Raw genomic sequence first — 24,469 nt, forward strand, 5'->3', positions numbered from 1 at the left:
GCGTGCATGCGACACATCGCATCTACACGCCTGCCAGCGCCGGCAGTTGTATGTCGTACGAAACGCGCTCGCGTTGACTACTCGTCCCCGACTGACGTACCGCATGTGTCGAAGGTGGCGCACTTTCGATACGTCGTGGCAAAGCCGCTGGATAGCGCGCGCTTTTCTTGTCGAGAATGGCCCGGCTCAGAAACTCAGCGCTATAGGCGTTCAGCAAATGCCGATGGTGCGATTCGATATACGCGGCGATCTGTGCCTGTTCGCCGTGGATCATTGCCAGCGACGCCAGCGTGTGCGTATCCCAGCGGAAGCGCAGGCCTAGTTCGTCGAACGCGGCGTTATAAGCGCACAGTTGCGCGTCGATCTCAGCATCATGCGCGCTGTCGCCAGCGTTGGGTTGAGCGTGATTCATGGTTATCTCCTTCAGGCAGGTGGCACGACCAAGAATAGAAGCGCGCATAGATAAACAACAGTTAAAGTTTTTTCAAAAAACAATAGCTCATTGTTTATATATTGGTTTACCCCAACCTCCGGAACAGCAACGAAATCTGCGCCGCGACAGAGCAGGTTACGCCTCTGAGCGCCCTCTGGACAAGGCTCGGGCCTCATCCATTAGGAATGCCTAATGCGAACCATAAAATGTTTTAACTTTCCCTTATTGCTGTTCTCGCGCAGCATCCCCTCAGACGTGCTGCACCTCTGGCTAAGGGTTTTCCGTTAGTGCAGCGCCTTCTGGCCGACCATTGGCGCTTCGTTGCCAGCACAACAAACCGGCGACGAAGCGATTCGATCATGTAAGTCCAGCGTGCCGCTCGAGCGCGACGGAAGAGACAGGAGACGCAGACATGGGACATTCCGATGTATCGGAAACAGGCCGTACCGCGTTCACACATCACCGCTGGATCCAACTCGCGATCGGTATCGTCTGCATGGGGCTCGTCGCAAATCTGCAATATGCGTGGACGCTGTTCGTCGTCCCGATGGACAACGCCCACCATTGGGGACAAGCGGCGATCCAGAGCGCGTTCACGATCTTCATCGTTACCGAAACCTGGCTCGTGCCCGTGGAAGGCTGGCTCGTCGACAAGTTCGGGCCGCGCCCCGTCGTGATTGGCGGTTCACTGTGCGCGGCACTCGGCTGGATCATCGACGCGCATGCCAGCAGTCTGGCCACGCTGTACGTTGCGGCGGTCATCGCCGGTATCGGCGCGGGCTGCGTGTATGGCACGTGCGTGGGCACGGCGCTCAAATGGTTTCCGGACAAGCGCGGTCTCGCGGCGGGCTTGACTGCGGCAGGTTTCGGCGCCGGCGCGGCCGTCACCGTGGTTCCCATCGCCGACATGATCCAGCGTTCCGGCTATCAGCATACATTCATGTTCTTCGGCATTTTCCAGGGCGTCTGCATCCTGTTGCTCGCCACCATGCTGATACGGCCGAAACCGCCCGCCACCGCAGTCGTCGCTAAACGCGTGGTTGCAAGCAAGATCGACTACACACCTGGCGAGATGATCCGTTCGCCGCTCTTCTGGGTGCTGTATCTGATGTTCGTATTCGTCGCGGCCGGCGGCATCATTGCAACCGCGCAGCTCGGGCCGATTGCGAAGGAATACGGCTTTGCCAAACTGCCGGTGAATCTCATGGGCATCACGTTGCCGCTGCTCACCATGACGCTGTCGATCGACAACCTCTGCAACGGCTTCACCCGTCCCTTGTGCGGTTTTCTATCGGACCGCATAGGCCGCGAGAACACGATGTTCATGATCTTTCTCGGCGAAGGCGTCGCATTGCTGGGATTGATGCAGTTCGGCCACAACCCGTACGCATTCATGTTCTTCGCGGCTGCTGTCTTCCTGTGCTGGGGCGAGATCTTCTCGATCTTTCCCGCCACCTGCGCTGATACGTTCGGCAGCAAATACGCCGCAGCTAATGCCGGCACGCTTTATACCGCGAAGGGCACCGCTTCGATGCTGGTGCCGCTCGCATCGGTACTGTCGGCGAATGGCGGGTGGAGCACGGTGTTTATCGCGGCTGCCGTGGTGTCGATCGCGGCGGCCGTGTCCGCGAAGTTCATCCTCGCCCCCATGAGAAAGCGCTGGATCGAAAACTCGGGCGCGCCAGCCGGCGTGGTGATCGCTGAAGCGCGACTGCAGCCGTCCTCCGGCGGCTCGCCCGAATGACTGACAACGCGAGCGCCCCACTCGCGACATACCCCATCACGCCCCGTCAATAAGGAGAGATGTCATGGCAGAAGCCGACCAGCCCACAACAGACGACACGTTGAAACAACAGGCGACCGAAACGACCGACGGATTCCACCTCGTCATCGACGCGCTGAAACTGAACGACATCGACACCATTTTCGGACTGGTCGGCATTCCGATCACCGACCTGGCGCGGCTTGCACAAGCGCAAGGGATGCGTTTCATCGGCTTTCGTCATGAACAGCACGCGGGCAACGCGGCGGCCATTTCCGGTTACATGACGCAGAAGCCGGGGATCTGCCTGACGGTGTCGGCACCAGGCTTTCTGAACGGCCTGACCGCCCTCGCCAACGCGACCACCAACTGCTTCCCGATGATCCTGATCAGCGGTTCCAGCGAGCGCGAGATCGTCGATTTGCAACAGGGCGACTACGAAGAGATGGACCAGTTGAATGCGGCCAAGCCTTACGCCAAGGCCGCGTATCGCGTGCTGCATGCCGAAGACATCGGTATCGGCGTGGCGCGCGCGATTCGTGCCGCCGTGTCGGGGCGTCCTGGCGGCGTGTATCTGGACTTGCCCGCGAAACTCCTCGCACAAACGCTGGATGCCGTGAAAGCGCAGCAGTCGCTGGTACGGGTGATCGACGCGGCACCTCGCCAGTTGCCGGCGCCGGAATCGGTGAAGCGGGCAATCGATGTGCTGAAGAGCGCCAAACGGCCGCTGATTCTGCTCGGCAAGGGCGCCGCGTACGCGCAGGCCGACGCGGAGATTCGCGCGTTCGTCGAACAGAGCGGCATTCCGTATCTGCCGATGTCGATGGCCAAAGGCCTGCTGCCCGATACGCACGCGCAATCAGCCTCGGCGGCGCGTTCGTTCGTGCTGCAGGAAGCCGACGTTGTCGTGCTGATCGGCGCACGCCTGAACTGGCTGCTCTCGCACGGCAAGGGCAAAACGTGGGGCGCGGAGCCGAAGAAGTTCGTCCAGGTCGACATTTCGCCAACCGAAATCGACAGCAACGTGGCGATTGCCGCGCCGGTGATCGGCGATATCGGCTCGTGCGTGGCGGCGCTTCGTGCCGGTATCGAGGCAGGCTTCACGAAGCCGGACGCCGAGTGGACCGGTGCGATCGCCGAACGTAAGAACAGGAATCTCGCGAAGATGGCCGCAACGCTCGACAAGAACCCGTCGCCGATGAACTTCCACAGCGCGCTGCGCGCGATCCGCGACGTGCTGAAAACGCGCCCGGATATCAATGTCGTCAATGAAGGCGCGAACACGCTCGACTACGCGCGCAGCATCATCGACATGTATGAACCGCGCAAACGCTTCGATTCGGGCACGTGGGGAATCATGGGCATCGGCATGGGCTTCGCGATCGGCGCGGCGGTGACGAGCGGCAAACCGGTCGTCGCGATCGAAGGGGACAGCGCATTCGGCTTCAGCGGCATGGAACTCGAAACCATCTGCCGTTACGACTTGCCGATTTGCACGATCGTCTTCAACAACAACGGCGTGTATCGCGGCACCGACGTGAACCCGACCGGCGGCAAGGACGTCGCGCCGACCGTGTTCGTGAAAGGCGCACGCTACGACAGGATGATCGAGGCATTCGGCGGAATCGGCTATCACGCGAGCACGCCGGAAGAACTGACGCAGGCGCTGCTCGAAGCGATCGCGTCGGGCAAGCCGAGCCTGATCAACGCGGTGATCGACGAAGCGGCGGGCACCGAAAGCGGCCGACTGACCAATCTGAATCCGCAAAGCGCGGCGATGAAAAAGTAATCAGTGCAACCACGGAGTTACCAACATGACCAAACCTCTCGAAGGCATCCGGATCATCGACTTCACCCATGTTCAAGCCGGCCCTGCATGCACCCAGTTGCTCGCCTGGTTCGGCGCGGACGTCATCAAGGTTGAACGGCCGGGTTCGGGCGACGTGACGCGCAATCAGTTGCGCGATATTCCCGACGCCGACGCGTTGTACTTCACGATGCTCAACAGCAATAAGAAGTCGCTGACGTTGGACACAAAAAAACCCGAAGGCAAGGAAGTACTCGAAAAACTGATTCGCGAGTCCGACGTGCTAGTGGAGAACTTCGGCCCGGGCGCGTTGGACCGCATGGGCTTTTCGTGGGAACGGCTGAATGAACTCAATCCGAAGATGATCGTCGCCTCGGTGAAAGGCTTCAGCGACGGTCACCACTATGACGACCTGAAGGTCTACGAAAACGTGGCGCAATGCGCAGGCGGCGCGGCCTCCACCACCGGCTTCTGGGACGGTCCGCCCACCATCAGCGCCGCCGCGCTCGGCGACAGCAATACCGGTATGCATCTGGCCATCGGCATTCTGACCGCGCTGCTGGGCCGCGACAAAACCGGCAAGGGCCAGAAGGTCGCGGTGTCCATGCAGGACAGCGTGCTGAATCTGTGCCGCGTGAAGCTTCGTGACCAGCAGCGGCTGGAACGCGTTGGCTATCTCGAGGAATATCCGCAATATCCGCACGGCGAATTCAGTGACGTAGTACCGCGCGGCGGCAATGCGGGCGGCGGCGGCCAGCCGGGTTGGGTGCTCAAATGCAAAGGCTGGGAAACGGATCCGAACGCCTACATCTACTTCACGATTCAGGGTCATGCGTGGGAGCCGATCTGCAAGGCGCTCGGCAAGCCCGAGTGGATCGACGACCCGGCCTACAAGACTGCGGAAGCACGTCAACCGCATATCTTCGATATCTTCCAGACCATCGAAACCTGGCTCGCCGACAAAACCAAGTTCGAAGCGGTCGACATCTTGCGCAAGTTCGACATTCCGTGCGCGCCAGTGCTGACCATGAAGGAACTGGCCAACGATCCGTCGTTGCGCGCGAGCGGCACGATCGTCGAAGTACCGCACAAGAAACGCGGCACGTATCTGACCGTCGGCAGCCCGATCAAGTTTTCGGATCTGAAGCCGGAAGTCACCGCGTCGCCGCTGCTCGGCGAACACACCGACGAGGTGCTGGCGAGCCTTGGCTACAGCCAGCAGCAAATCTTCAACCTGCGCGAAGTCAAGGCGGTTTAATGGTGCGAGGCAAGCCCGGCCATCGGCTCGGGCCTGGCGGATACGGCGCCGCTGGCGGAGTCGTATCCTGTTCATGCATCCGTGTTTTCACATCCGGGGAGCGCCATGCAAAATGCGATCGACTTCCAGCAACTTGCCAACGCAATCGGCGACGCGGTCATCATTTCGGATTCCCAGGGCAGCATCACATTCTGGAACCCCGCGGCCGAGCGCATGTTCGGCTTTACGCAAGACGAGGCGCTCGGCAATTCGCTGGACCTGATCATTCCGGAACGGCTGCGCGGCCGCCATTGGGACGGCTATCACAAGACCATGACAACAGGCGCAACTCGCTACGGCAACGACGTGTTGCGTGTTCCCGCCATGCACAAGGACGGGCGATCCATGTCGATTGCCTTCACGGTGGCGTTGCTGCATTCGCCGCAAAATGAACTCACCGGTATCGTCGCCGTGATCCGCGACGAAACCAGCCGCTTTCAGGAAGATCGCCTGCTGCGCAAGCGGCTTGCGGAACTGGAGGCGTCCGCTGGCGCTTGAGCGGGCGCACCCCGCCCGTATTCAGCTACCCGCAGAAGGCTGGGGGGAGTCAGCGCATACTCGTCACCGCGCAATGCTTTGAGCGGTGAAAGACCTGAACTCATTCGCCGGCGATTGCCTTACCCGACGGATTCTTCACCCGCGCATGCAACTGCGTGCGAATTTCGCTCACCACCGGCGGCGGCAGCGGTACATAGTCCAGATCCTCCGCGGCCTGGCCGCCATTGGTCAGCGCCCACTCCAGAAATTTCAGTGTCGCCTCGCTGCGCTCCGGTTTATTCGGCGTGCTGTGAAGCAATACATATGTCGCGCCGACCACAGGCCACGCGTTCGCGCCCGGCTCATTGGCCAGGATTGGGAAGAGAGATCTGGACCAGTCCGCGCTCGCGGCGGCCGCCTTGAATGTCTCCGGTCCAGGCTGAACCACGGCACCCGAGGCATTTTCCATGGCCGTATACGACATATGATTCTGCTTCGTGAAATCCCACGCAACATAGCCGATTGCGCCGGGCAGATGTTGTACGAAGGTAGCCACCCCTTCATTACCTCTTCCGCCTATGCCGCGCGGCCAGCGCACTGAAGTCCCTTCGCCGATCCGGCTCTTCCACTCAGGATTGACCTGCGCCAGATAGTGCGTCCAGATCAGCGTGGTACCTGAACCGTCAAGGCGGCGGACAACGGCGATAGGCGTATCGGGCAGCTTGATCCTGGGATTGATGGCGGCAATGGCCGGGGCATCCCAGTTGATGATTTTTCCAAGATAGATATCCGCGAGCACACGCCCGGAGAGAATCAACTCCCCCGGCTTGATACCGGGCAAATTGACGACCGGCACGACGCCGCCAATCACCATTGGAAACTGGAGCAGGCCGTTCCTGGCAAGTTCGTCGTCGCTCAGCGGGGCATCCGATCCGGCGAAATCAACCTGGCTCTCCATGATTTCCTTCACCCCTTCAGTCGACCCGACACCGCGATAGCTCACCGTGCCGCCGCCCGCCTGCTGGTATGCGCCGGCCCATTTCGTATAAATCGGCGCGGCAAAGGTGCTGCCGGCGCCGGTAATGTCGGCGCTGTGCGCCGTGACCGCCAATAGAGCGCCGACCACACCGGTCAACAGTGTTTGTGTATAGCTCACGAAAGACCTCACTTTAACTTTTGTTGTTGAAGCTCATGAAGTGAAGCTCGCCGAGTAACGACGCGTGGCGTGAAGAAACTATTTGCTGGCGGACTTTATTGAATTTTCTCTTTCCACCGGTTTGCCGTCGCGCTGCAACATGCCAATTGGAAACGCGGGCAAGCACAGCGCTGAAAAACCAACTCTCCCCATTACAGGACGCTGTGCGTCAGGAGGCAAATTGAATCGCTCTATCATGGCCGCATTGCTTCCCGCCCAGTGCCGGCATGGTCGTGAAAATTGATACGTTGTAGGATTGATATCGCAATTTGCGAGGCGCGCCTGCCACGCGCCACCTTACGTTCACCTCACTTCCGTCCGCTTTGGGACTCACGCGACTCGAGCCGATGAACTCCACACCACCCATGCGTGACGTCGCTTCTGCACAAGAACGGACTTCGGAGAATGCCGACAGACGCACCGGCACGGTTTCGGCAGACATGTCGCCAGCCGCGGCCTTCTCGACGCTGGTCGCGCCAATGGTCGCGCAGGTGGCGCTACGCGTCGGCAACTTGTGCAGGAGCGCCGATCCGGAAAGTCCTCACAAACTTCGTGTCGTGCTGCGTCGTCTGCGCTCGCTGTGGTGGGCTTACGATCCGCTTATCGACGGGTCGCAGGCAAGACGGCAGCGACGCGAATTCAAGGCCCTGGCTGACTCCGCCGGTCAGACACGTGACTGGGATATCCTGAAGCACTTACTGGCAGATGACATGCAGATGCCGCAACCTTTTGCGGCGCTCGTTGAACGTGTCGATCTGCTGCGCGGCGATGCGCTTCTGCACAGTCGCGCAACGATAGCCGCCGCGAACGTCGAAGCCATATTGGCGCAGGGAATCGCGGGCTTAATATTGCAACTCGACGCTCGCGCGTTTGACGAACCGCTTGCGGAATTCGCTGCGGACCGTATCGCAACGGCGAAAAAGGCGCTGCGAAAACGGATGAAGCGTCTGCTTATGGATCAGCACCACGGATACGCCGGGTTTCACGAAGTCCGGATCGCAGCGAAGAAAGTGCGTTATCTGCTGGAGTTTTTCGCGCCTCTGATCGATGGCGGGAGTGGGATCGGCATCGTCGAACTCACGCAAATGCAGGATGAACTAGGACAACTCAACGACATCGTTTCGAGCGAATCGCTACTTCTGGCGCACAGGGATCGGCTCGGCGAGTGCGGCGTAGTAGACGATGCGATCGCGTATCTGAGGTACCTCAGAGGCCATCACATGCAAAGCGCCGACGCCTCGTTGCGCGCTGTCGGCGACATGCTGGCCAGCGAGCATTCCGGCTCCGACATGAGCTAACGGCGCCTGCGTGCAGGCGCCGCGAATGCCGAAACCGGACGCACTGCCACGCAGTTGGCTTGCCCTACCGTTCCTTGCGCCGGCGAAATGCCCACCATCCGGCCAGTCCTGTGAATCCGGCCACGAGCAACACCATCACCCAGAAACCGTGCCGGTTTTCAGCGAGCGGAATACCGCCCACATTCATGCCAAAAAAGCCTGCGACGATATTGATCGGCATAGCCAGAACCGTGACCAGTGTCAGCGTGAAGAGCGTGCGATTGTTCTGCTCTTCCAGCCGGGAAATGATTTCCTCCTGCAACAGCCTGACCCGTTCGATTAGCCCGGCGACATCCGAGAGAACCACCGAAAACTCTTCCGTCGACTCGCGTAGATCCTGCACGTCCTCTGAGTGAAGCCAGCGCGGCGGCCTCGCCAGCAGCCGGAAGATCGCGCCGGGTTCAGGTGCGAGCATGCGTTGCAAGCGCGTCAGCATACGACGCATGGCGCCCAGATCGATCCGGTTCTGCGTCGGCCGCTGCGACAGGAATCGATCCTCTATCCGGTCGACGTCGGCGCTGGTGTGCCGGACGATCTGCACGAGCAGGTCGGCCTGATCGCGCATCAGGTGAACCAGCAATTCCGCGGGAGACCTGAATACCTCCCCTTCCCGAACGGATGCGCGCAATCGGTCTACCGAACGCAGTGGCTTGAGTCGCGCGGTCACGATGATCCGCTGATTCGCGTAAATCCACAGGGTCGCGATTTCTGAGGGAATAAACTCGAGATTGAACATGACGTCGTTCACGACCGCGCGCAACGCGCCGTCCGCATGTTCGATACGCGTGGAGTGCGAGCCCTCGCGCAAGGCGTCGAAGAAAGTCTCCGGCAAATCGAGTTGCGTCCTCATCCAACGTTCGCTCGCACTGTGCGCCAGATTGAAGTGAAGCCAGAGGAACTCGCTGCCTTCTCTCGCTGGGCCATTCGCGTCGTGCGCCTGCAGCCATTCGACGACTTCATCCGCATCGACAGACCGCCCGGCGCGCGTCGACGAAAAGAGAAAGCCACAGACGATCCCGGACGAGTCCGCACCGTAGGTTTGCAGTAGCAGGTCAGATTTCATAGGTCATTCAGCGTTTGCTTCCCGTGCGGGAATTGGCATATCAGGCAATTTGCGGCCGACATTGGAACTGCGGCGATCGCCACGCCACGCCTGCGCCAGGCGTCGCCCGAATTGAACCGCAATCAAAGGCCTGAGCATATCGCGACCGATCGGAAGATGGTTAATCAGGCAGGGCTCGCCACGTCGATCCGGCTGATCCTCAACGTTCAGCAGTCGAATCATTTAATTCGAGCGGTCACGAGAACGTCATATTTCACCCTTAAGTTGCAGGCCATCTAAGGCGACCCTATCGCCACAAGGAGTCTCGACATGAATCTCAAGCAACTTACGCTGATTCTATGTGCGTTGTGTGCCAGCGCCGCGCACGCCGCGGACATCACCGGCGCGGGCAGCACCTTTGCTGCGCCGATTTATACGAAATGGGCCGATGCCTATCAGAAAAGGGGCGGCGGCAAAGTCAATTATCAGGGTATTGGTTCGTCGGGCGGGATCAAGCAGATCATCGCCAAAACGGTGGATTTCGCCGGCTCGGATGCCCCACTGAAAGACGACGAATTAGCCAAAGATGGCCTGTTCCAGTTTCCCACGGTGGTCGGCGGCGTGGTGCCGGCCATCAACGTGCCGGGACTGAAGGCTGGCGAACTGGTGCTGTCGGGTGAAGTGCTCGGCGACATCTATCTGGGCAAGATCAAGAAGTGGAACGATCCCGAGATCGCCGCGCTGAACCCGAAAGTCAAGCTCCCGGATACCGACATTGCCGTGGTTCGTCGTGCCGATGGTTCGGGTACGAGCTTCATCTGGACGAACTACCTGTCCAAGGTGAATCCGGAGTGGAAATCCAAAGTGGGCGAAGGCGCGACGGTGAACTGGCCGACCGGCACCGGCGGCAAGGGTAACGACGGCGTTGCCGCGTTCGTTCAGCGTCTGCCGGGCGCGATAGGCTACGTCGAGTGGGCATATGCGAAGCAGAACCACATGACCTACGCGTCGATGAAAAATGCTTCGGGCACCATAGTCGAGCCGGCAACCGACACATTCAAGGCCGCGGCGGCGGGCGCCGACTGGTCGAAGTCGTTCTATCAGATCCTGACGAACGAGCCGGGCAAGAACGCGTGGCCCGTGGTCGGCGCGACGTTCGTGCTGTTGCATACGACGCAGGACAAAGCAGCACAAGGCGCCGAAACGCTGAAGTTCTTCGATTGGGCGTTCAGGAACGGCAGCAAGGCAGCCGACGACCTCGACTATATTTCGCTGCCGGAATCGGTAACGGCTGAAATCCGCTCGCAATGGAAGCAGAAGGTGAAGGACGCGTCCGGCAAGCCGGTCGCGCCGTAAGCGGCAGATACATCAGATGAGGCGCGCGTCGCATGCGCGCCTTTCTTCACCACGTGTCCGATCTTCCGGCACAGGTCAGGTCGCGACCTTCGACATCACCGCCGTAGCCGGGTCGTAGCGATAGCCCTTCTGCGCGAGTTGGTGGCTCATCGTCGCGCCGATCAGTTTTTGCTGCGTCTCTCTGGCGATCAACTCGTGATCCGGCTTGAGCCGCTCCAGTTCGGATGAAAGCCGCCTGACGAGCGCCACCTCGCCGGTGCTGCGTGCGTCGATGAACAGGATCCTCTCGCTTGCCAGACCGAGCCGCTGTTTGAGATCCTTGGCGTGCGTGACCCACTGTTCGGCAGTAGCGCGAAGCTCACTAAGGGCCTTTGCGTTGGCTTTGGCTTGTGCCGCTATCTGCCGTTGCAACACGGCGACTTCCTCCGCGCGCTCAGCCTCGTCGGCTCGAACGCTGGCCTGCTGAGCGCGCTGATTCTGTTGCGCGATCGCTGCGGATTGCGCTGCGAGGCGCTGCTCCAACTGCGCAACCTGCTGTTCCGCGGCCTCCGCGCGTTCCCTCGCCGCGGACGCATCCTGCAATACCCGAGCCAGATCAGCGCTCGCGGCCGCCTTCGCCTCATTCATGGTCCCGATCTGCTGCCGCGTCTCTTCCAGTTCCTGAGAGACGCGCTGCAGGTCGTTGAGATGAACCGAGATTTCGTCAGCCCGCGCGGCGGCGGCCTCGCGCTCCGCTGCCAGCGCAGCGCGCGCTTGCTCCAGTTCAGCCTCCAGCGCCGCGAGTTTCGCGAGGCTCCCGCTTGCCTGGACCTCGGCGGTTTTCGCGTGCGACAAGGCTGCACCTAGCTCCGCCGACAACCTTATCGCTTCTTCCGATTTCGCTTGATGAGCGTCGCTCAGGGTGACGATCTGCTGCTGCGCGTGATCGCGTTCCTGAGCGGCTTGCGCCAATTCATCGCTCTTGCCTGATATAGCAGCGACCAACTCCGCTCGTGCCTTGCGCTCTTCGTCCAGCAATGCGACCGTGGCTTGCTGCTCCGCAGCTTGCGACGTTACCTGCTGCACGAGTTCTTCTACGCGTGCCTCTGCCTGCTGTGCGCGTAACCCCGCCGCACTCAGTTCCCCGGACAGTCGCGTCACTTCTTCGGACTTCGTCTGATGGGCGTCGCCCAGCGTAGCGATCTGCTGCAGCGTCTGATCGCGCTCCTGAGTAACACGCGTCAGTTCCTCTACCTTGCTCGAAACTACCGCCGCCAATTCTTCACGAGCCTTGTGTTCCTCTTCAAGCGACACCTTCGCCGCTTCGAGGCCGGCATCTTGCGACGACACACGTTGCACGAGTTCTTCTATACGCGCCTCGGCTGCTTGCGCGCGTGACGTTGCCGCGTTCGCTTCCTGCGACCATCGCGTCAGTTCCTTCGCGTTCGCCTGACAGGCGGCGTCCAATGCTGTGACGTGCTGCAGCGCCTGCTCGCGTTCCTGAATGACTCGCGTCAGTTCGTCGTTCCTGTTCGATAGAACCGCTGCCAACTCTTCACGTGCCCTGCGTTCCTCTTCAAGCGACGCCTTCGCCGCTTCGAGGCTCGCATCTTGCGACGACACACGCTGCGCGAGTTCGTCTACGCGCGCCTCAGCCGTTTGTGCACGCGACGAAGCCACGCTTGCCTCTTGCGACCACTGCGTGACTTCTTGCGCTCTGGCCTGACAGGCGTCGCGCAAACTGGCGATCTCCTGCTGCGCCTGCTCATGTTCCTGAGTGACGCGCGTCAGTTCGTCGGTCTTACTCGATACGACCGTCGCCAACTCTTCACGGGCCTTGCGCTCTGCTTCGAGCGATGCGTTCGTCGCTTCCAGATTGACGTGGTCCACCGCCGCGCGCTGCACGAGCTCCTCGATGCGCGCCTCCGCCGCCTCGGCACGCGACGAAGCCGCGCGTGCTTCTTGCGACCATTGCGTAACTTCCTCTGTTCTGGCGTGACAGACATCACTCAACGTCACGATCTCGTGCCGCGCCTGATCGCGTTCCTGAGTGAGTTGAGCGACTTCGTCATTTTTGCCCGCGAGAGCCGTGGCCAGCTCTTCGCGCGCCAGGCGTTCCTCGTCGAGCGAAGCCTTCATGGCTTCCAGATCCGCGTCTTGTGCCGACGCGCGCTGCGCGAGTTCCTCGACGTGAGTCTCGGCCGCCTCCGCCCGGCCCGTGACGGTGGCGAGTTGCGCTTCGAGGCGCAGAGAGGCACTTTCCGAGGCGCTGAGCGCGTCCGTCAGCGCGATGACCCGCTGGCGCCCCGTTTCGACTTCATCGATCATTTTCTGATACTCGGCAAGCGCTTCGTCCCGTTCCGCGACGGCCGCTTCGAGATCCAGGTTCACTGCGGCCAGACGCTGACTGAATGCCCGCTCCGCATCGTGTTGGGATGCCGACCAGATCCGGTCCGCAGCGCTCATGACGGTTTCGGCCAGACCCTCCGGCAAGCCGGGCTGGACCTGCATTGCCGGCGTTTCGCCCTGCCGCGCTTCACGCCAGCGTTGCAGGGCCGCGACTATCGCCACCAGCGAACCGCCGCGAACCTCTTTCCAGATTGTCACTGGCGAAACTCTTCTGCCTTCTTCGACCATGCGATCGGCGATTGCAGCGATCTGTTCATCGGTGATTGTGTCTGCGTCCGTGGACATAAGCGTCTCAAGAATCAATGTAACGGGGCAAAAGGTTAAATTTTCAATACGGTACTACGTCTGCGGACGTCCGGCGACGTTCGGGATACAAGGTAAATGACAGCTGGCATGGCGCGGATGGATCTTATAGCTCAACGGCCGTTTCGAATCCACGGAACAGCGGACCATAAAGCGGCTATATCGGCGCGCATTGCTCGCCCAGAGAGGTAGCGGCGATACCGGTAGAAGAGCTTGCCTTGTTGACCGGCAACGAGGTTGCAACAATGCAGGCGAGCTGATTGGGCAGCCCGTCGGCGTGAAAACCCCCAACCGGCATCCACACGATTCACGCAACTTCACTGGGGCATACGGCAATGCGTATTTCGTTTCTGCACACGATGGAAGGAAACCGGCAAGTCTTTGAGCAGGCAGCAAAAACGCTTGGAATGCGGGCTGAAGATCTGCACCATGAAGTGAGAGCGGACCTGCGCGAAGCGGTCACCCAGACGGGGACGTTTTCAAGCGATTTGAAAGCCGAGACAAACCAGCGTCTTCTCGCGCTGGCGGCCCATTCCGACGCTGTCATTCTGACTTGCGCGACGCTCGGGCCGGCCGTGGCGGATCTCAAGCGCTCACCGGCGCCCATTGTCAGAGCGGACATTGCGTTGGCCGCAGCGGCAGCAAAAGTGGGCGGAAAAATCGTGGTGTTGTGTGCCGCTGAATCCGCAGTGGAATCCACGAGGAAGCTCTTCGTGGAGCATGCAAGCGGAAATAACGCGTCAGTGGAGGTCGTTCACCTTCCTCAGGTTTGGGCATTGTTCAAAGCGGGTGCCCTCGACTCGTGCCTGGCTGCAATCGCGTTGGCTGCGGACGACGCGTATGAAGCGGGTGCGACCATTGTCGCGTTCGCTCACCCGTGGATGGCGCCCGGCGCGGACCTCGTCCGCAAGGGAAGACGGCCGCTCGATAGTCCGAGCGAGGCACTCCGCGCTGCAGCGCAACTGTTCGGCGAATCTCCCGCCTTGTCAGCGAAGGCAAGTTTCCGATGAGAAAAGCGCGCGCGCGCTCCACATGCGCCAATCTTGCCCAACCGCTTCGTCGCCGAGCCCATGTGCGGGGCATCCAGGCATTGCCGGCAAACGCGCCGGCAGAGGCTCAACCGTCCACGAAACTGGCGCTTCGCCGCCAAATGTTATTATCGGAAACAACACCGTCCCCCAAAAGCGTGCATTCGAAGCATCAAGCCCTATGGACACCCACCTCGCCAAACCCGCCGACCCGTCCACCACCGACCTCGGCCGCCGCGTCCGCGCCGCCCGCCAGGCGCAGGATCTGACGCTGGAAACCGCCAGCCGCCTCTGCGGCGTTTCCCGCTCGACGCTCTCCAAGGTCGAAAACGGCCTGATGTCCCCCACTTTCGACGTGCTGCAGAAAATCGTCCTCGGACTGAAGATCGAAATCGGCGAACTGTTCGGCTCCACGCCGAAAGTCAGCGCCAGCGGCCGTCGCGCGCTCACCCGCAAAAACGAAGGCCAGCGCCACGCCTATCGCGGCTATCAGATGGAACTGCTCGCCACGGACCTCGCGCATAAAGCGATGCTGCCGTTTCGCATCCGCATCTCCGCGCACACGCTCGACGCATTCGACGACTGGGGCCGCCACGAAGGCGAAGAATTTCTGTACGTGATCAGCGGCAGCGTGTGCCTCTATTCGGAGTTGTACGCGCCGACGCATCTGAACGCCGGCGACAGCCTCTACTTCGACAGTCGCACCGGCCACGCGGCGGTCTCCACGAGCGAAGAAGACGCCGAAGTACTGTGGATGGCCACCAGCGCCGACATTCCGCACGCGCCGGCCGCCACCGAATCCGAATCGACGAAGAAGTAGCCCACGCACATACAACGCGCACGAACGCGGCTTACCGAGCCGCCAACGCCCGCTGCGCGAGTTGCGCAATATGCATTGCATGACGCCCCGTACCCTGCTGGATCTGTTCACGGCAACTGAAGCCATTGGTCAGCACGATCGTTTCGGCGGGCGCCTCACGCACTGCGGGAAATAGCTTGTCCTCGCCGATCTTTTCGGAAAGCCCGTGGTGCTCCGCGTTAAAGCCGAACGATCCCGCCATGCCGCAGCATCCCGTGTCGAGCAGTTTCCATTTCACGCCGAGCCTGTTTAGCAGCGCGGTGTCGCCTTGCATGCCGAACAGCGCCTTTTGATGGCAATGCCCGTGCACGATCACGTCGGCGGGAAGCGTCGGCCAATCGAACGGCTGACGCGCGACGAAATCGGAAAACAGGAAAGTCTGCGCCGACAGTTTCTTCGCTAGTGCATGACCGGGCAGTTGCTTCAGCAGTTCGTCCTTGAACACCGACAAACAGCCTGGCTCGAGACCGACCAGCGGCACGCCGGCGGCGATATCGTCCGCGAGATCATCGAGAATATGCGTGAGCAGTTCGCGCGCGCGTTCGAGCAGACCGAAGTCATACAGCGGACGCCCGCAGCACAACCGGTTCTTCGGCAACACGACGTGCCAGCCTAGCTGCTTTAAAACATCGGCCGCGGCCTGAGCTATCTCGGGCGTGAAGTGGTCGTTGAACGTATCGACCCATAGAATGACTTTCTTCACCTCACCGCGAGCGTCTGACGCCGTTTGCGGCGAACGCCGTGCGATCTGCCGGTAGGTGGCGTGAGCGAACCGCGGCAGTTCGCGCGCTTGCGCCACGCCCGCCACCCATTTGCCGAACGAGGCCAAACCCGGCGCCGACGTCATGAAGTTCGTCAGACGCGGAAAGCGCGCCGCCCAGGGCGCCCATTCGCCGATACGTCCCATGAACAGCGCCTGGCGCGGCCGGCGCTTCGTCTCGTAGTAATGCGAAAGAAACTCCGCCTTGTATGAAGCCATGTCCGTATGTGTGGGGCAATCGGATTTACAGCCCTTGCAGGCAAGGCACGTGTCGAGCGCTTCTTTCACTTCGCGGCTTTGCCAGCCATTGTCGATCACGCCGCCTTGCAGCATTTCCCAGAACAGATGCGCGCGGCCACGGGTCGAATATTTCTCCTCACGCGTCGCGCGATAACTCGGGCACATGGTGCCGCCTTCGAGCGAACGGCATTTGCCCATGCCGATGCATCGCTCGATCTCGCGCTGAAAACCGTTGCCTTCCTGGCTGGCAAACGTGAGCTTCGTTTGCAGCGTGACCGGCTTGTAGGCGGGCCCCATGCGCAGGTTTTCGTCGGCGCGATACGCATGCACGACCTTGCCCGGATTCAGGCGATTGGCCGGATCCCAGATCGCCTTGAACTGCTCCATTGCCTGCATCAGTTCAGGGCCGTACATGATCGGCAGAAATTCGGCCTTGGCCTGGCCGTCGCCGTGTTCGCCCGAGAGCGAGCCGCCGAATTCGACCACGAGTTCGGCCGCCTCGCGCAGAAACTTGCGCCATGTCGAGACACCTTCCGCGCTGCGCAGATCGAAAGTAATGCGCGCGTGCACGCAGCCATCGCCGAAATGACCGTAGAGACTCGTCTCGTAGCCGTAGCGATCCACCAGCGCCTGGAACGCACGCAAATAATCGCCGAGGCGCAGCGGATCGACCGCCGCATCTTCCCAGCCGACCACCGGGTCCGGCATGCCGGAATCGACCGACAACGCCACCGCCGAGGCGCCCGTCTCGCGGATCGACCACACCTTCGCCTGTAACGCGCGATCTTCGACGAGCATCGCGGAGACATTCGGCCCTGCTTCGCCCGCGCGGAAGTAAGCGGCGGCGGCTTGCGCCTGCAGCATCACCGCCTCCTGCGTGTCCGCGCCGAATTCGAGCACGACCCACGCGTCGCCTTCGGGCAGCAACGCGATCTCGTCCTTCTTCAAACCACGCACCTGCAAGCCGCGAATGATCGCGCGGTCGAGTCCTTCGATAGCGATCGGATCGCAGCGCATGAAATGCGGCACGGCATCCGCTGCCGTATAGATATCCGTGAAGCCGACCACCACGATCACGCGTTTCGCAGGACTCTTCACGAGGCGCACTTTCGCCTGCAATGTCACCGCGCACGTGCCCTCGGTGCCGACCAACGCGCGTGCCACGTTGAAACCGTTCTCCGGCAGCAGTTGATCGAGATTGAAGCCCGACACGCGGCGCTTGATCTGCGGGAATTTCGCGCGAATCTGTTCGGCGTAGGTGTCGCGCAGCCGCTTCAGTGCGGCGTAGATTTCACTCTGGCGGCCACCTGCCGCGATGATGCGTTCGAGTTCATGTTCCGATGTCGGGCCGACCCAGAAGCGCGCGCCGTCGAAGGTCGCGATTTCCAGCGCCTCGACGTTTTCGACCGTCTTGCCGGCCATCACCGAATGCGCACCGCACGAGTTGTTGCCGATCATGCCGCCGAGCGTGCAGCGGCTGTGCGTAGCCGGATCGGGCGCGAAGGTGAGGCCGTGCTGTTCGGCGGCATCGCGCAAGGTGTCGCAGACCACGCCCGGCTCGACGATCGCGACGCGCGCGGCCGGATCGATCGACACGACACGGTTCACGTACTTGCTCGCGTCAGCCACTACCGCCACGTTGACACATTGACCGTTCTGCGACGTGCCGCCGCCGCGCGCGAGAAACGGCACGTCGTTGCGACGACAGGCGGCGAGCGCGGCCACCAGATCGTCGATATCCGCGGGCACGACAATAGCGAGCGGCACTTGCCGATAGTTCGACGCATCCGCCGCATACAACGCTTTCGAGCCCTGATCGAAGCGCACTTCGCCACGCACGTGGCTGCGCAAATCGGCTTCGAGCGCCTGCATTACAGCGGCGCTGCCCGCATAAGGCGTGGCAACGCGCGGCGTATCTTTCAGCGCGCGACGGCCGGCATCGTCCAATTCATGGAGGCCCGCGCCCTGTTCTTCATCAAATGACGTTCCCACTGCGCTCCCCGTCTCCCGTGCCTGGGCTGCCGCCTTGCGCTCACGCAGCCTGGTTCGCGGTCATCTTGAAGATGCCCTGTGCGTTGCCCGCGTCGAAACGCAGGTCCGTTTCCCAACGACGCGCGTCCTGATCGAAAGTCCGCTTACGCGTGATGAACTCGTAGAACGAACCCGGCACTTCACGCGTCACGATGTTTGCGTCGGCTGCCCGAAACTCGCGCAGCACGGTGTCGGCGCGATACGCCGTCTGGAACACGCGGCCTGAGCGCGAACGCTCCACTTCCGGTTTCATCGGACGACCCTTGGCCTTCTCGTCGTCGGACAGTTGAAAGACGTCCGCGACGCGATCGGTGGCGTGGTTGAACGCGTTGCCTTCGGTCGCGATCCACGCCATTTCCGCCGATTCCTTCAACAATACTTCGTAATCGGCTTCGCGTGGCGTCTCATGCTGGCGCGCAAACGCGCCGACAATGACCGGCAGCAGTTCATGCGCTGCGTCGAGCGGCAACACACCGTCGCGCTCGAGCTCCCACAACTGGCCGAGGGCACGCGGCGTCAGCGGATCGCGCGACTCGCCGATCACATTGGTCACCGCCCGCTGAAACTCCGCCGAGAACCGCTCGGGATGCAATTCGCTGACGAAAAACTGCGCGATTTCATCCGGGGCGTCGTCGTGTGCCCACGCGCGGCCGGTCATGCCGAGGCGGTCGAGCGGATAACGGCCGTTGATGCTGAAGCCGAGCGGACGCAGAATGCGCGCAAACGCGGCTTCGCCCGTCGGCAGCGCGCCGCTGTGCGGCCAGCGCACCGTGCGCAACGCGCCGTGGTCGAAGTACACGCTGCCGCCCGCCGCGAACGTCTCCTCCGTGTACCGGCGGCCGTTCGCCGAGCGCGCCAGCAGATCCTCGAAAAGCGCCATGTTCATCGCCTGCGCGAGCTCGGCGCGCGTGACGATACCGCCTTCCCATTCGTTGAGGATCTGCGGATGATTCAGCGTCGCGAAGAGCCGGGCGGTTTTGTCGGCGCCGAGGAACTTCAACAGCAGTTGTTCGACATTCGCATTCTTGATGTTTCGCATATCGGTTCTCTACTTGGCTCTACGCGCGCTGGCTGATGTGCTCGAAGCGACCTGCCGGTGCGCGCGCAAGGCACAGGATGGCATGGTCAAAGGCGTGATTATTCAAATCGGCGGGCTCGCCGTAAAGCGAGATAAAATCGCCACTTGATGCGTTTCTGGAATCAACGTGCGAAAGTTCAAGATCCCCAACATGGGCGCGCTGCTCGCTTTCGAAGCCGCCGCGCGGCACGAAAGCTTCACGCATGCGGCGCGCGAACTCTTCCTGACCGAGAGCGCGGTGTCGCGGCAGATCAATACGCTGGAGAGCAACCTTGGCGTGCGGCTGTTCGTGCGCGTCAAGCAGCGCGTGATGCTGACCAAAGCGGGCAAAGTCTATAGCGCACAGGTGCGGCGCTCGCTGGAACAGCTCGATCGCGACACGCTGTCCATCATCGCGCATGGCAGCGGCGGCGGTTATCTGGAACTGGCGGTTCTGCCGACTTTCGCGTCGCAATGGCTGATTCCGCGGCTCGCGGCATTCAATGCGCAATATCCGGACGTGCGCGTGAACATGGGCGTGCGAACCGGCACGTTCCCGTTCGCCGAGACCCATTTCGAGGCCGCGATTCATTACGGCAAGCCCACGTGGCCGGGCACGTCGGCAGATTTTCTGTTTAGCGAAGAAGTCGTGCCGATATGCGCGGCGAGTCTGCTGAAGCGACCCGTTAAGAGCGCCGCCGATCTTCTGGACTATCCGCTTGTTCATTCCACTACGCGGCCGGACGGCTGGGCAGCCTGGTTCGCCAATATGGGCGTCGACGATAACCGGACCATGCAGGGCGTGCGCTACGAACTCCACACCATGCTGATCAGCGCGGCCGCCGCCGGCCTCGGCATCGCGCTGGTGCCGCGTTTTTTTGTCGACGCGCAGCTCGAACAGCTCGGGCTCGTGGTCCCGCTCGATGCGCCCGCAGTCGCCGACTCGGCGTATTACCTCGTCTATCCGACCGAGTTGAGTCACGGCAAGCCGCTCGCGAGTTTCCGCGAGTGGCTGTTGCACGAAGCAGCAGCCTATAGCGCGGTGAATCCCGAATTAGCCGGTCCACGCGATACGGATTGACCCGGCCTCGGATCAGGCGTCAAACCAGGCATTGAGCCAGGCACCGGCCAGGCCTCAGGCGCCGGCTTGTTCGCGCGCCTGCGCCAGTGCGCTCAGATTGCCTTCGCCAAAACCGTGGTGTCCCTGGCGCTGCACGATCTCGAAGAATATTTCGCCGGCGCGGCGGCGCACGAAGGTCTGGAAAAAAAGCAGCGGCACCCCGTCCGCGCCGATTTCGCCGTCCACCAGCAGGTGCGTGCGCTTGAGCCGCTCGACGTCGAGCCCGTGGCCCGGCAGACGCGCGTCGAGTAGCTCGTAATAGCGCGCCGGGGGCTCGACGAATTCCACGCCGTTCGCGAGCAACAGCTCGACGCACGTGAAAATGTCGTCGGTTGCAAGCGCGATATGCTGCACGCCTTCGCCCGGATGGTCCGGCAGAAACTCGTGCATCAGGTTGGTCCGGCGCGTCCCTTCCTCATACAGGGGCACACGGATCGCGCCGCATGGCGACACCATCACGCGCGATTCCGCCGATACATGCCAGTTGGCGTGCAACTCGTGAATCTCGCGGAAATTGAGCAGGTCGTGATAGAAGTCGAGCCATTCCTGCATCCGGCCCTCGCCGACCGTTTGCGTCAGATGATCGACCGCGACGAGGCCGGTGCCTGCGTGGCTCAAGTCGGCTTGTGCCGTGTCGATCTGGATGGGCCGGAAGTCGATATCGAAGATCGAGATGTCGCCGAGGCCGCCACGCTGGCCGCCGCGGCCGCGCCAACGGTCGACGAAATAGATATGCGAGTCGCCAATGCCCTGAATGGCCGGAATCAGCAGCTCGCCGGCGCCGATCTTCTCGCCTTCGAACGCCCATGCGCCAAGTTCGATCGCACGGTCGAACGCGCGTTGCGCGTCGGCCACGCGAATGCCGATCGCGCAAATGCCCGCGCCGTATTCCTCGGCATAGCGCGCGGCAAACGAATCCGGCTCGGCGTTGATGAGGAACTGCATCCCACCCTGGCGATATAGCGTGACGTCCTTGCTGATATGACGCGCAATCGCCTTGAAGCCAAGTTTGGTGAAGGTTTCACCGAGCGCGCGCGGGTCGCGCGCGGCGAATTCGACGAATTCGAGGCCGGCCGTGCCGAGCGGATTGTGCTCAGGGGCCGACACGGCGCGCAGCGCGGCGTCTGGAGTGGGCAAGTCGCTGGGCATGGCAATCTCCTTGACAGTCTTTCGACGCCGTTTCCGGCGTTTCTGATGTTCGATTATGACGTTTCACGCGAGCCGCCGGCGACCCACGGTGTACCGCGGCAACGCGGCCCGTGGCGGCTTTTTGCACCGTGTTTGTACACCGCCCGGCAAACCATTCGCAACCTTCATTTTGTACTAGATGGTTCACAAAGTGGAGTAGTAGTCCGACCGGGCCGACGGACGGCCTCGCAACACTCGGGACGCACTCACCGCCCCGCAAAATCATGACCGGACGCGGGACGCCTTATTTGCGACTCCGTTTCCGCACTCCTTGTCCCGTTGCCGCACCCGCCGCCTTATCCGCACTCACCGCACTGGCCGCCATGCGCTGCTGCGCGACCTCGCGCACCGCGTCGATAAACGCCCGCCCAGCCGGCGACGGCTGCGTGTCCGAGCGCCGGATCAGTCCGACCGGCTCGCCGGTGCCGGCAAAAGGCAACGGCAAACGTACCAGCATGCCGTGCGCCAGTTCATATTCGACCGCGCTCAGCGGCACGAACCATACCGCACTGTTCTCCAGCGTCAACGCACGGCCCGTGGAAACCGACAATACTTCGACGAACGCGGACAACGGCGGCACGCCCCACGCACTCAGCAGGCTTTCCGCCGATTGCCGGATCAACGTGCCGAACGGCGGCAGCACCACGGGAAAATCTTCGAGCGAGGTGGCCGGCAAACCCGCTCCCAGCGCCAGCGGATGCCCGGCGCGCACCACCGCGATCAACGGCTCGCTGAACAGTTGCTCGAAACTGAGCCCGACCATCCGCTCAGGATCGGCCAAACGCCCGATCGCGAATTCGATCGTGCCCGCTTTCAGACGCTCGAGCAATTCCGGGTTGGCGCCAGTCGCGAGGCGCACGATCACGCGCGGCCACAGCGCGGCGAACCGCTTCAGCACCGGCGGTATCAACACCGCGGCGACCGTCGGCAGAATGCCGATTTCCAGCGTGGCCGCGGCCGCGCCTTCCGCGTGCGCGAGCAGATCGACGCCCTGCCGCAGCGCGCTGACGCAGGCGCTCGCGTGCGGCATGAAGAGTTGCCCCTCGCGGGTCGGCACCGCGCCGTGACGGCCGCGCTCGAACAGCTTTACCCCGAGAATCGCTTCGAGCTCCGCGACCGTCTTGGAAACGGCGGGCTGGGTGATCGACAGGCTGCCGGCGGCCCGCTGGACGCTGCCGAACTGCGCGACGGCCAGAAAGCACTGAAGATGACGGAATTTGACGCGGCTGTCCGCGAGGCTGCGTTGCATAACGGCAGGTTATACGAAAAGGGTGAAAACGTCATTTTGCATAACCTTCCAGTTTGGATAAAGTCCCTCCATCGCGCCGTATCCCACAATTCCTCGAAGGAGACACTGATGGACGAGTCCTTTCTCACCGCGCGTGATTTCACGTCGCATCCTTCTTACATCTATCCCGGCTACGGTTCGTCGGTCAAACGCGGCCCGACGCGTCCACTGATTCCGCTGAAGGAAAAGCTGCGCGATCAGCATGTGCCCGTCTACGGCACCGAAGACCTCGGCGCGCTCGATCACGATCTGACGCGCAACGCCGTGCGCAACGGCGAGCCGCTCGGCGAGCGAATCATCGTGACGGGCCGCGTGCTCGACGAGGGCAACCGCCCGGTGCGCAATACGCTGGTCGAAATCTGGCAAGCCAACGCCGCCGGCCGCTATGTGCACAAGGCCGATCAGCACGACGCGCCGCTCGACCCGAATTTTCTCGGCGCGGGCCGCTGCATCACGGACAACGAAGGCCGCTACCGTTTCCTGACGATCAAGCCGGGCGCATACCCGTGGGGCAACCATCCGAATGCCTGGCGTCCGAACCATATCCATTTCTCGCTGTTCGGCGACCATTTCGGCTCGCGCCTCGTCACGCAGATGTACTTTCCCGGCGACCCGCTACTGGCGTTCGACCCGATCTTCCAGGGCACGCCCGAGCATGCCCGCGACCGTCTGATCGCGAACTTTTCGCTCGACACCACGCAGGAAGCCTATGCGCTCGGCTACGACTTCGACATCGTGCTGCGCGGTCGCAACGAAACTCCGATGGAGCGCTAAGCCATGACCATCCTCAAGCAAACGCCTTCGCAAACGGTCGGGCCTTACTTCGCGTACGGCCTGTGTCCGCAGCAATACGATTTCGACTTCAAGAGCCTGTTCACGCCCGTTGTGGCTGATCGCGAAGCGGCCGGCGAGCACATCACGATTGTCGGCCAGGTGTTCGACGGCGACGGCAAGGTGATCGGCGACGCCATGCTCGAAGTGTCGCAAGTGGACGCGAGCGGGCGCTTCCCGGAGTCGCGTGAAGAAATCCTGAAGACGGGCTTTCGCGGCTTCGCGCGCGTGGGCACCGGTACCGATCCGCACAAGCGCTTTGTGGTGGAAACGGTGAAACCCGGCCGCGTCGGTCCGGATGCAGCGCCGCATCTGAATGTGGTCGTGACCATGCGCGGCATGCTGCTGCATACCTTCACGCGCGTCTATTTCGAGGACGAAACCGCGGCGAATGAAAAAGACCCAGTGCTGGCCGCGGTTCCCGCGGATCGCCGCGACACACTGATTGCGCGCCGCGAGCCGAATGTGGCGAACGTTTACCGCTTTGATATTCACATGCAGGGCGATAAGGAAACCGTCTTTTTCGACCTGTAACGCGGTTTTCCCTACACTTTCATATTGCTTTCACATACACTGAGCATGATCCTTCTAGCGACTGGATCGCGAAACTCCGAGTAGTTGAGCCCGCCTTGCGCGGGCTTTTTTTTGATTTCTGGATACTGAAGCCGTT

General features: G+C 61.8%; 20 protein-coding genes. 11 read left to right on the top strand and 9 right to left on the bottom strand.

Features of this window, described 5'->3' with window-relative positions; all coding sequences use genetic code 11:
• Window positions 1-22 precede the first annotated feature (22 nt).
• On the bottom strand, window positions 23-412 hold the full coding sequence (locus NE850_RS29705; protein ID WP_007178899.1) for a hypothetical protein: 390 nt from the start codon (window positions 410-412) through the stop codon (window positions 23-25).
• 433 nt (window positions 413-845) lie between these two features.
• Here NE850_RS29705 and oxlT point away from each other — a divergent pair, with 433 nt between their 5' ends.
• The 4 genes from oxlT to NE850_RS29725 all read left to right on the top strand — a co-directional run bounded on the left by oxlT (window position 846) and on the right by NE850_RS29725 (window position 5,797).
• Complete coding sequence (oxlT, locus tag NE850_RS29710; protein ID WP_007178898.1) at window positions 846-2,177, top strand: oxalate/formate MFS antiporter; 1,332 nt, start codon at window positions 846-848, stop codon at window positions 2,175-2,177.
• A 64-nt stretch (window positions 2,178-2,241) separates the two neighbouring features.
• Window positions 2,242-3,984, top strand: coding sequence for an oxalyl-CoA decarboxylase (gene oxc, locus NE850_RS29715; protein WP_007178897.1), 1,743 nt, complete (start codon window positions 2,242-2,244; stop codon window positions 3,982-3,984).
• A gap of 25 nt (window positions 3,985-4,009) precedes the next feature.
• On the top strand, window positions 4,010-5,260 hold the full coding sequence (gene frc / locus NE850_RS29720; protein WP_007178896.1) for a formyl-CoA transferase: 1,251 nt from the start codon (window positions 4,010-4,012) through the stop codon (window positions 5,258-5,260).
• A gap of 105 nt (window positions 5,261-5,365) precedes the next feature.
• Window positions 5,366-5,797 (top strand): PAS domain-containing protein, encoded by a 432-nt coding sequence (locus tag NE850_RS29725; protein ID WP_007178895.1) that lies wholly within the window; start codon window positions 5,366-5,368, stop codon window positions 5,795-5,797.
• 100 nt (window positions 5,798-5,897) lie between these two features.
• Here NE850_RS29725 and pstS (NE850_RS29730) read toward each other — a convergent pair whose 3' ends face one another.
• Window positions 5,898-6,932, bottom strand: coding sequence for a phosphate ABC transporter substrate-binding protein PstS (pstS, locus tag NE850_RS29730; protein ID WP_007178894.1), 1,035 nt, complete (start codon window positions 6,930-6,932; stop codon window positions 5,898-5,900).
• A 479-nt stretch (window positions 6,933-7,411) separates the two neighbouring features.
• Here pstS (NE850_RS29730) and NE850_RS29735 point away from each other — a divergent pair, with 479 nt between their 5' ends.
• Complete coding sequence (locus NE850_RS29735) at window positions 7,412-8,269, top strand: CHAD domain-containing protein (RefSeq protein ID WP_007178893.1); 858 nt, start codon at window positions 7,412-7,414, stop codon at window positions 8,267-8,269.
• Between the two features lie 64 nt (window positions 8,270-8,333).
• Here NE850_RS29735 and NE850_RS29740 read toward each other — a convergent pair whose 3' ends face one another.
• Both NE850_RS29740 and NE850_RS29745 read right to left on the bottom strand, forming a co-directional pair.
• Window positions 8,334-9,371 carry a transporter gene (locus NE850_RS29740; protein WP_310699770.1) on the bottom strand — a complete coding sequence of 346 codons (1,038 nt, stop codon included), beginning with the start codon at window positions 9,369-9,371 and terminating at the stop codon, window positions 8,334-8,336.
• Between the two features lie 3 nt (window positions 9,372-9,374).
• Complete coding sequence (locus NE850_RS29745; RefSeq protein WP_165187643.1) at window positions 9,375-9,593, bottom strand: hypothetical protein; 219 nt, start codon at window positions 9,591-9,593, stop codon at window positions 9,375-9,377.
• An 87-nt stretch (window positions 9,594-9,680) separates the two neighbouring features.
• Between NE850_RS29745 and pstS (NE850_RS29750) the strand changes: the two genes are divergently transcribed.
• A complete protein-coding gene (gene pstS / locus NE850_RS29750; RefSeq protein ID WP_310699771.1) occupies window positions 9,681-10,706 on the top strand; it encodes a phosphate ABC transporter substrate-binding protein PstS in 1,026 nt (341 codons plus the stop codon).
• Between the two features lie 75 nt (window positions 10,707-10,781).
• Here the strand turns inward: pstS (NE850_RS29750) and NE850_RS29755 are convergent, their stop codons facing one another.
• Window positions 10,782-13,379 (bottom strand): DNA-binding protein, encoded by a 2,598-nt coding sequence (locus NE850_RS29755; RefSeq protein ID WP_310699772.1) that lies wholly within the window; start codon window positions 13,377-13,379, stop codon window positions 10,782-10,784.
• 377 nt (window positions 13,380-13,756) lie between these two features.
• Here NE850_RS29755 and NE850_RS29760 point away from each other — a divergent pair, with 377 nt between their 5' ends.
• Both NE850_RS29760 and NE850_RS29765 read left to right on the top strand, forming a co-directional pair.
• Window positions 13,757-14,407 carry an arylsulfatase gene (locus NE850_RS29760; RefSeq protein WP_310699773.1) on the top strand — a complete coding sequence of 217 codons (651 nt, stop codon included), beginning with the start codon at window positions 13,757-13,759 and terminating at the stop codon, window positions 14,405-14,407.
• Window positions 14,408-14,606: 199 nt separating this feature from the next.
• Entirely contained in the window at window positions 14,607-15,245 is a 639-nt protein-coding gene (locus NE850_RS29765; RefSeq protein WP_007178887.1) for a helix-turn-helix domain-containing protein, read from the top strand.
• Between the two features lie 31 nt (window positions 15,246-15,276).
• Here the strand turns inward: NE850_RS29765 and NE850_RS29770 are convergent, their stop codons facing one another.
• Window positions 15,277-18,276 (bottom strand): FAD-binding and (Fe-S)-binding domain-containing protein, encoded by a 3,000-nt coding sequence (locus NE850_RS29770; RefSeq protein WP_310699774.1) that lies wholly within the window; start codon window positions 18,274-18,276, stop codon window positions 15,277-15,279.
• Window positions 18,277-18,316: 40 nt separating this feature from the next.
• Window positions 18,317-19,354: a DUF1338 domain-containing protein gene (locus tag NE850_RS29775; RefSeq protein ID WP_007178885.1), complete on the bottom strand. Its 1,038-nt coding sequence runs from the start codon at window positions 19,352-19,354 to the stop codon at window positions 18,317-18,319.
• 166 nt (window positions 19,355-19,520) lie between these two features.
• On the opposite strand from NE850_RS29775, the gene NE850_RS29780 reads away from it, so the two are divergent.
• Entirely contained in the window at window positions 19,521-20,453 is a 933-nt protein-coding gene (locus tag NE850_RS29780; RefSeq protein WP_007178884.1) for a LysR substrate-binding domain-containing protein, read from the top strand.
• 54 nt (window positions 20,454-20,507) lie between these two features.
• Here the strand turns inward: NE850_RS29780 and NE850_RS29785 are convergent, their stop codons facing one another.
• Entirely contained in the window at window positions 20,508-21,641 is a 1,134-nt protein-coding gene (locus NE850_RS29785) for a 4-hydroxyphenylpyruvate dioxygenase family protein (RefSeq protein WP_165187633.1), read from the bottom strand.
• 283 nt (window positions 21,642-21,924) lie between these two features.
• Window positions 21,925-22,929, bottom strand: coding sequence for a pca operon transcription factor PcaQ (pcaQ, locus tag NE850_RS29790; protein WP_007178882.1), 1,005 nt, complete (start codon window positions 22,927-22,929; stop codon window positions 21,925-21,927).
• A 108-nt stretch (window positions 22,930-23,037) separates the two neighbouring features.
• On the opposite strand from pcaQ, the gene pcaH reads away from it, so the two are divergent.
• Both pcaH and pcaG read left to right on the top strand, forming a co-directional pair.
• Window positions 23,038-23,742, top strand: coding sequence for a protocatechuate 3,4-dioxygenase subunit beta (gene pcaH / locus NE850_RS29795; protein WP_007178881.1), 705 nt, complete (start codon window positions 23,038-23,040; stop codon window positions 23,740-23,742).
• A 3-nt stretch (window positions 23,743-23,745) separates the two neighbouring features.
• Window positions 23,746-24,333: a protocatechuate 3,4-dioxygenase subunit alpha gene (gene pcaG / locus NE850_RS29800; protein WP_007178880.1), complete on the top strand. Its 588-nt coding sequence runs from the start codon at window positions 23,746-23,748 to the stop codon at window positions 24,331-24,333.
• Window positions 24,334-24,469: the final 136 nt, after the last annotated feature.

The organism is Paraburkholderia sp. USG1 (genome assembly GCF_031570135.1).
Classification (GTDB): Bacteria; Pseudomonadota; Gammaproteobacteria; order Burkholderiales; family Burkholderiaceae; genus Paraburkholderia; species Paraburkholderia dioscoreae.

What these genes read in the sequence shown, in the direction of transcription:
- NE850_RS29705 (WP_007178899.1), bottom strand. Translation starts at nt 412, where the DNA reads ATGAATCACGCTCAACCCAACGCTGGCGACAGCGCGCATGATGCTGAG.
- oxlT (WP_007178898.1), top strand. Translation starts at nt 846, where the DNA reads ATGGGACATTCCGATGTATCGGAAACAGGCCGTACCGCGTTCACACAT.
- oxc (WP_007178897.1), top strand. Translation starts at nt 2,242, where the DNA reads ATGGCAGAAGCCGACCAGCCCACAACAGACGACACGTTGAAACAACAG.
- frc (WP_007178896.1), top strand. Translation starts at nt 4,010, where the DNA reads ATGACCAAACCTCTCGAAGGCATCCGGATCATCGACTTCACCCATGTT.
- NE850_RS29725 (WP_007178895.1), top strand. Translation starts at nt 5,366, where the DNA reads ATGCAAAATGCGATCGACTTCCAGCAACTTGCCAACGCAATCGGCGAC.
- NE850_RS29735 (WP_007178893.1), top strand. Translation starts at nt 7,412, where the DNA reads ATGTCGCCAGCCGCGGCCTTCTCGACGCTGGTCGCGCCAATGGTCGCG.
- NE850_RS29740 (WP_310699770.1), bottom strand. Translation starts at nt 9,371, where the DNA reads ATGAAATCTGACCTGCTACTGCAAACCTACGGTGCGGACTCGTCCGGG.
- NE850_RS29745 (WP_165187643.1), bottom strand. Translation starts at nt 9,593, where the DNA reads ATGATTCGACTGCTGAACGTTGAGGATCAGCCGGATCGACGTGGCGAG.
- pstS (WP_310699771.1), top strand. Translation starts at nt 9,681, where the DNA reads ATGAATCTCAAGCAACTTACGCTGATTCTATGTGCGTTGTGTGCCAGC.
- NE850_RS29755 (WP_310699772.1), bottom strand. Translation starts at nt 13,379, where the DNA reads ATGTCCACGGACGCAGACACAATCACCGATGAACAGATCGCTGCAATC.
- NE850_RS29760 (WP_310699773.1), top strand. Translation starts at nt 13,757, where the DNA reads ATGGAAGGAAACCGGCAAGTCTTTGAGCAGGCAGCAAAAACGCTTGGA.
- NE850_RS29765 (WP_007178887.1), top strand. Translation starts at nt 14,607, where the DNA reads ATGGACACCCACCTCGCCAAACCCGCCGACCCGTCCACCACCGACCTC.
- NE850_RS29775 (WP_007178885.1), bottom strand. Translation starts at nt 19,354, where the DNA reads ATGCGAAACATCAAGAATGCGAATGTCGAACAACTGCTGTTGAAGTTC.
- NE850_RS29785 (WP_165187633.1), bottom strand. Translation starts at nt 21,641, where the DNA reads ATGCCCAGCGACTTGCCCACTCCAGACGCCGCGCTGCGCGCCGTGTCG.
- pcaQ (WP_007178882.1), bottom strand. Translation starts at nt 22,929, where the DNA reads ATGCAACGCAGCCTCGCGGACAGCCGCGTCAAATTCCGTCATCTTCAG.
- pcaH (WP_007178881.1), top strand. Translation starts at nt 23,038, where the DNA reads ATGGACGAGTCCTTTCTCACCGCGCGTGATTTCACGTCGCATCCTTCT.
- pcaG (WP_007178880.1), top strand. Translation starts at nt 23,746, where the DNA reads ATGACCATCCTCAAGCAAACGCCTTCGCAAACGGTCGGGCCTTACTTC.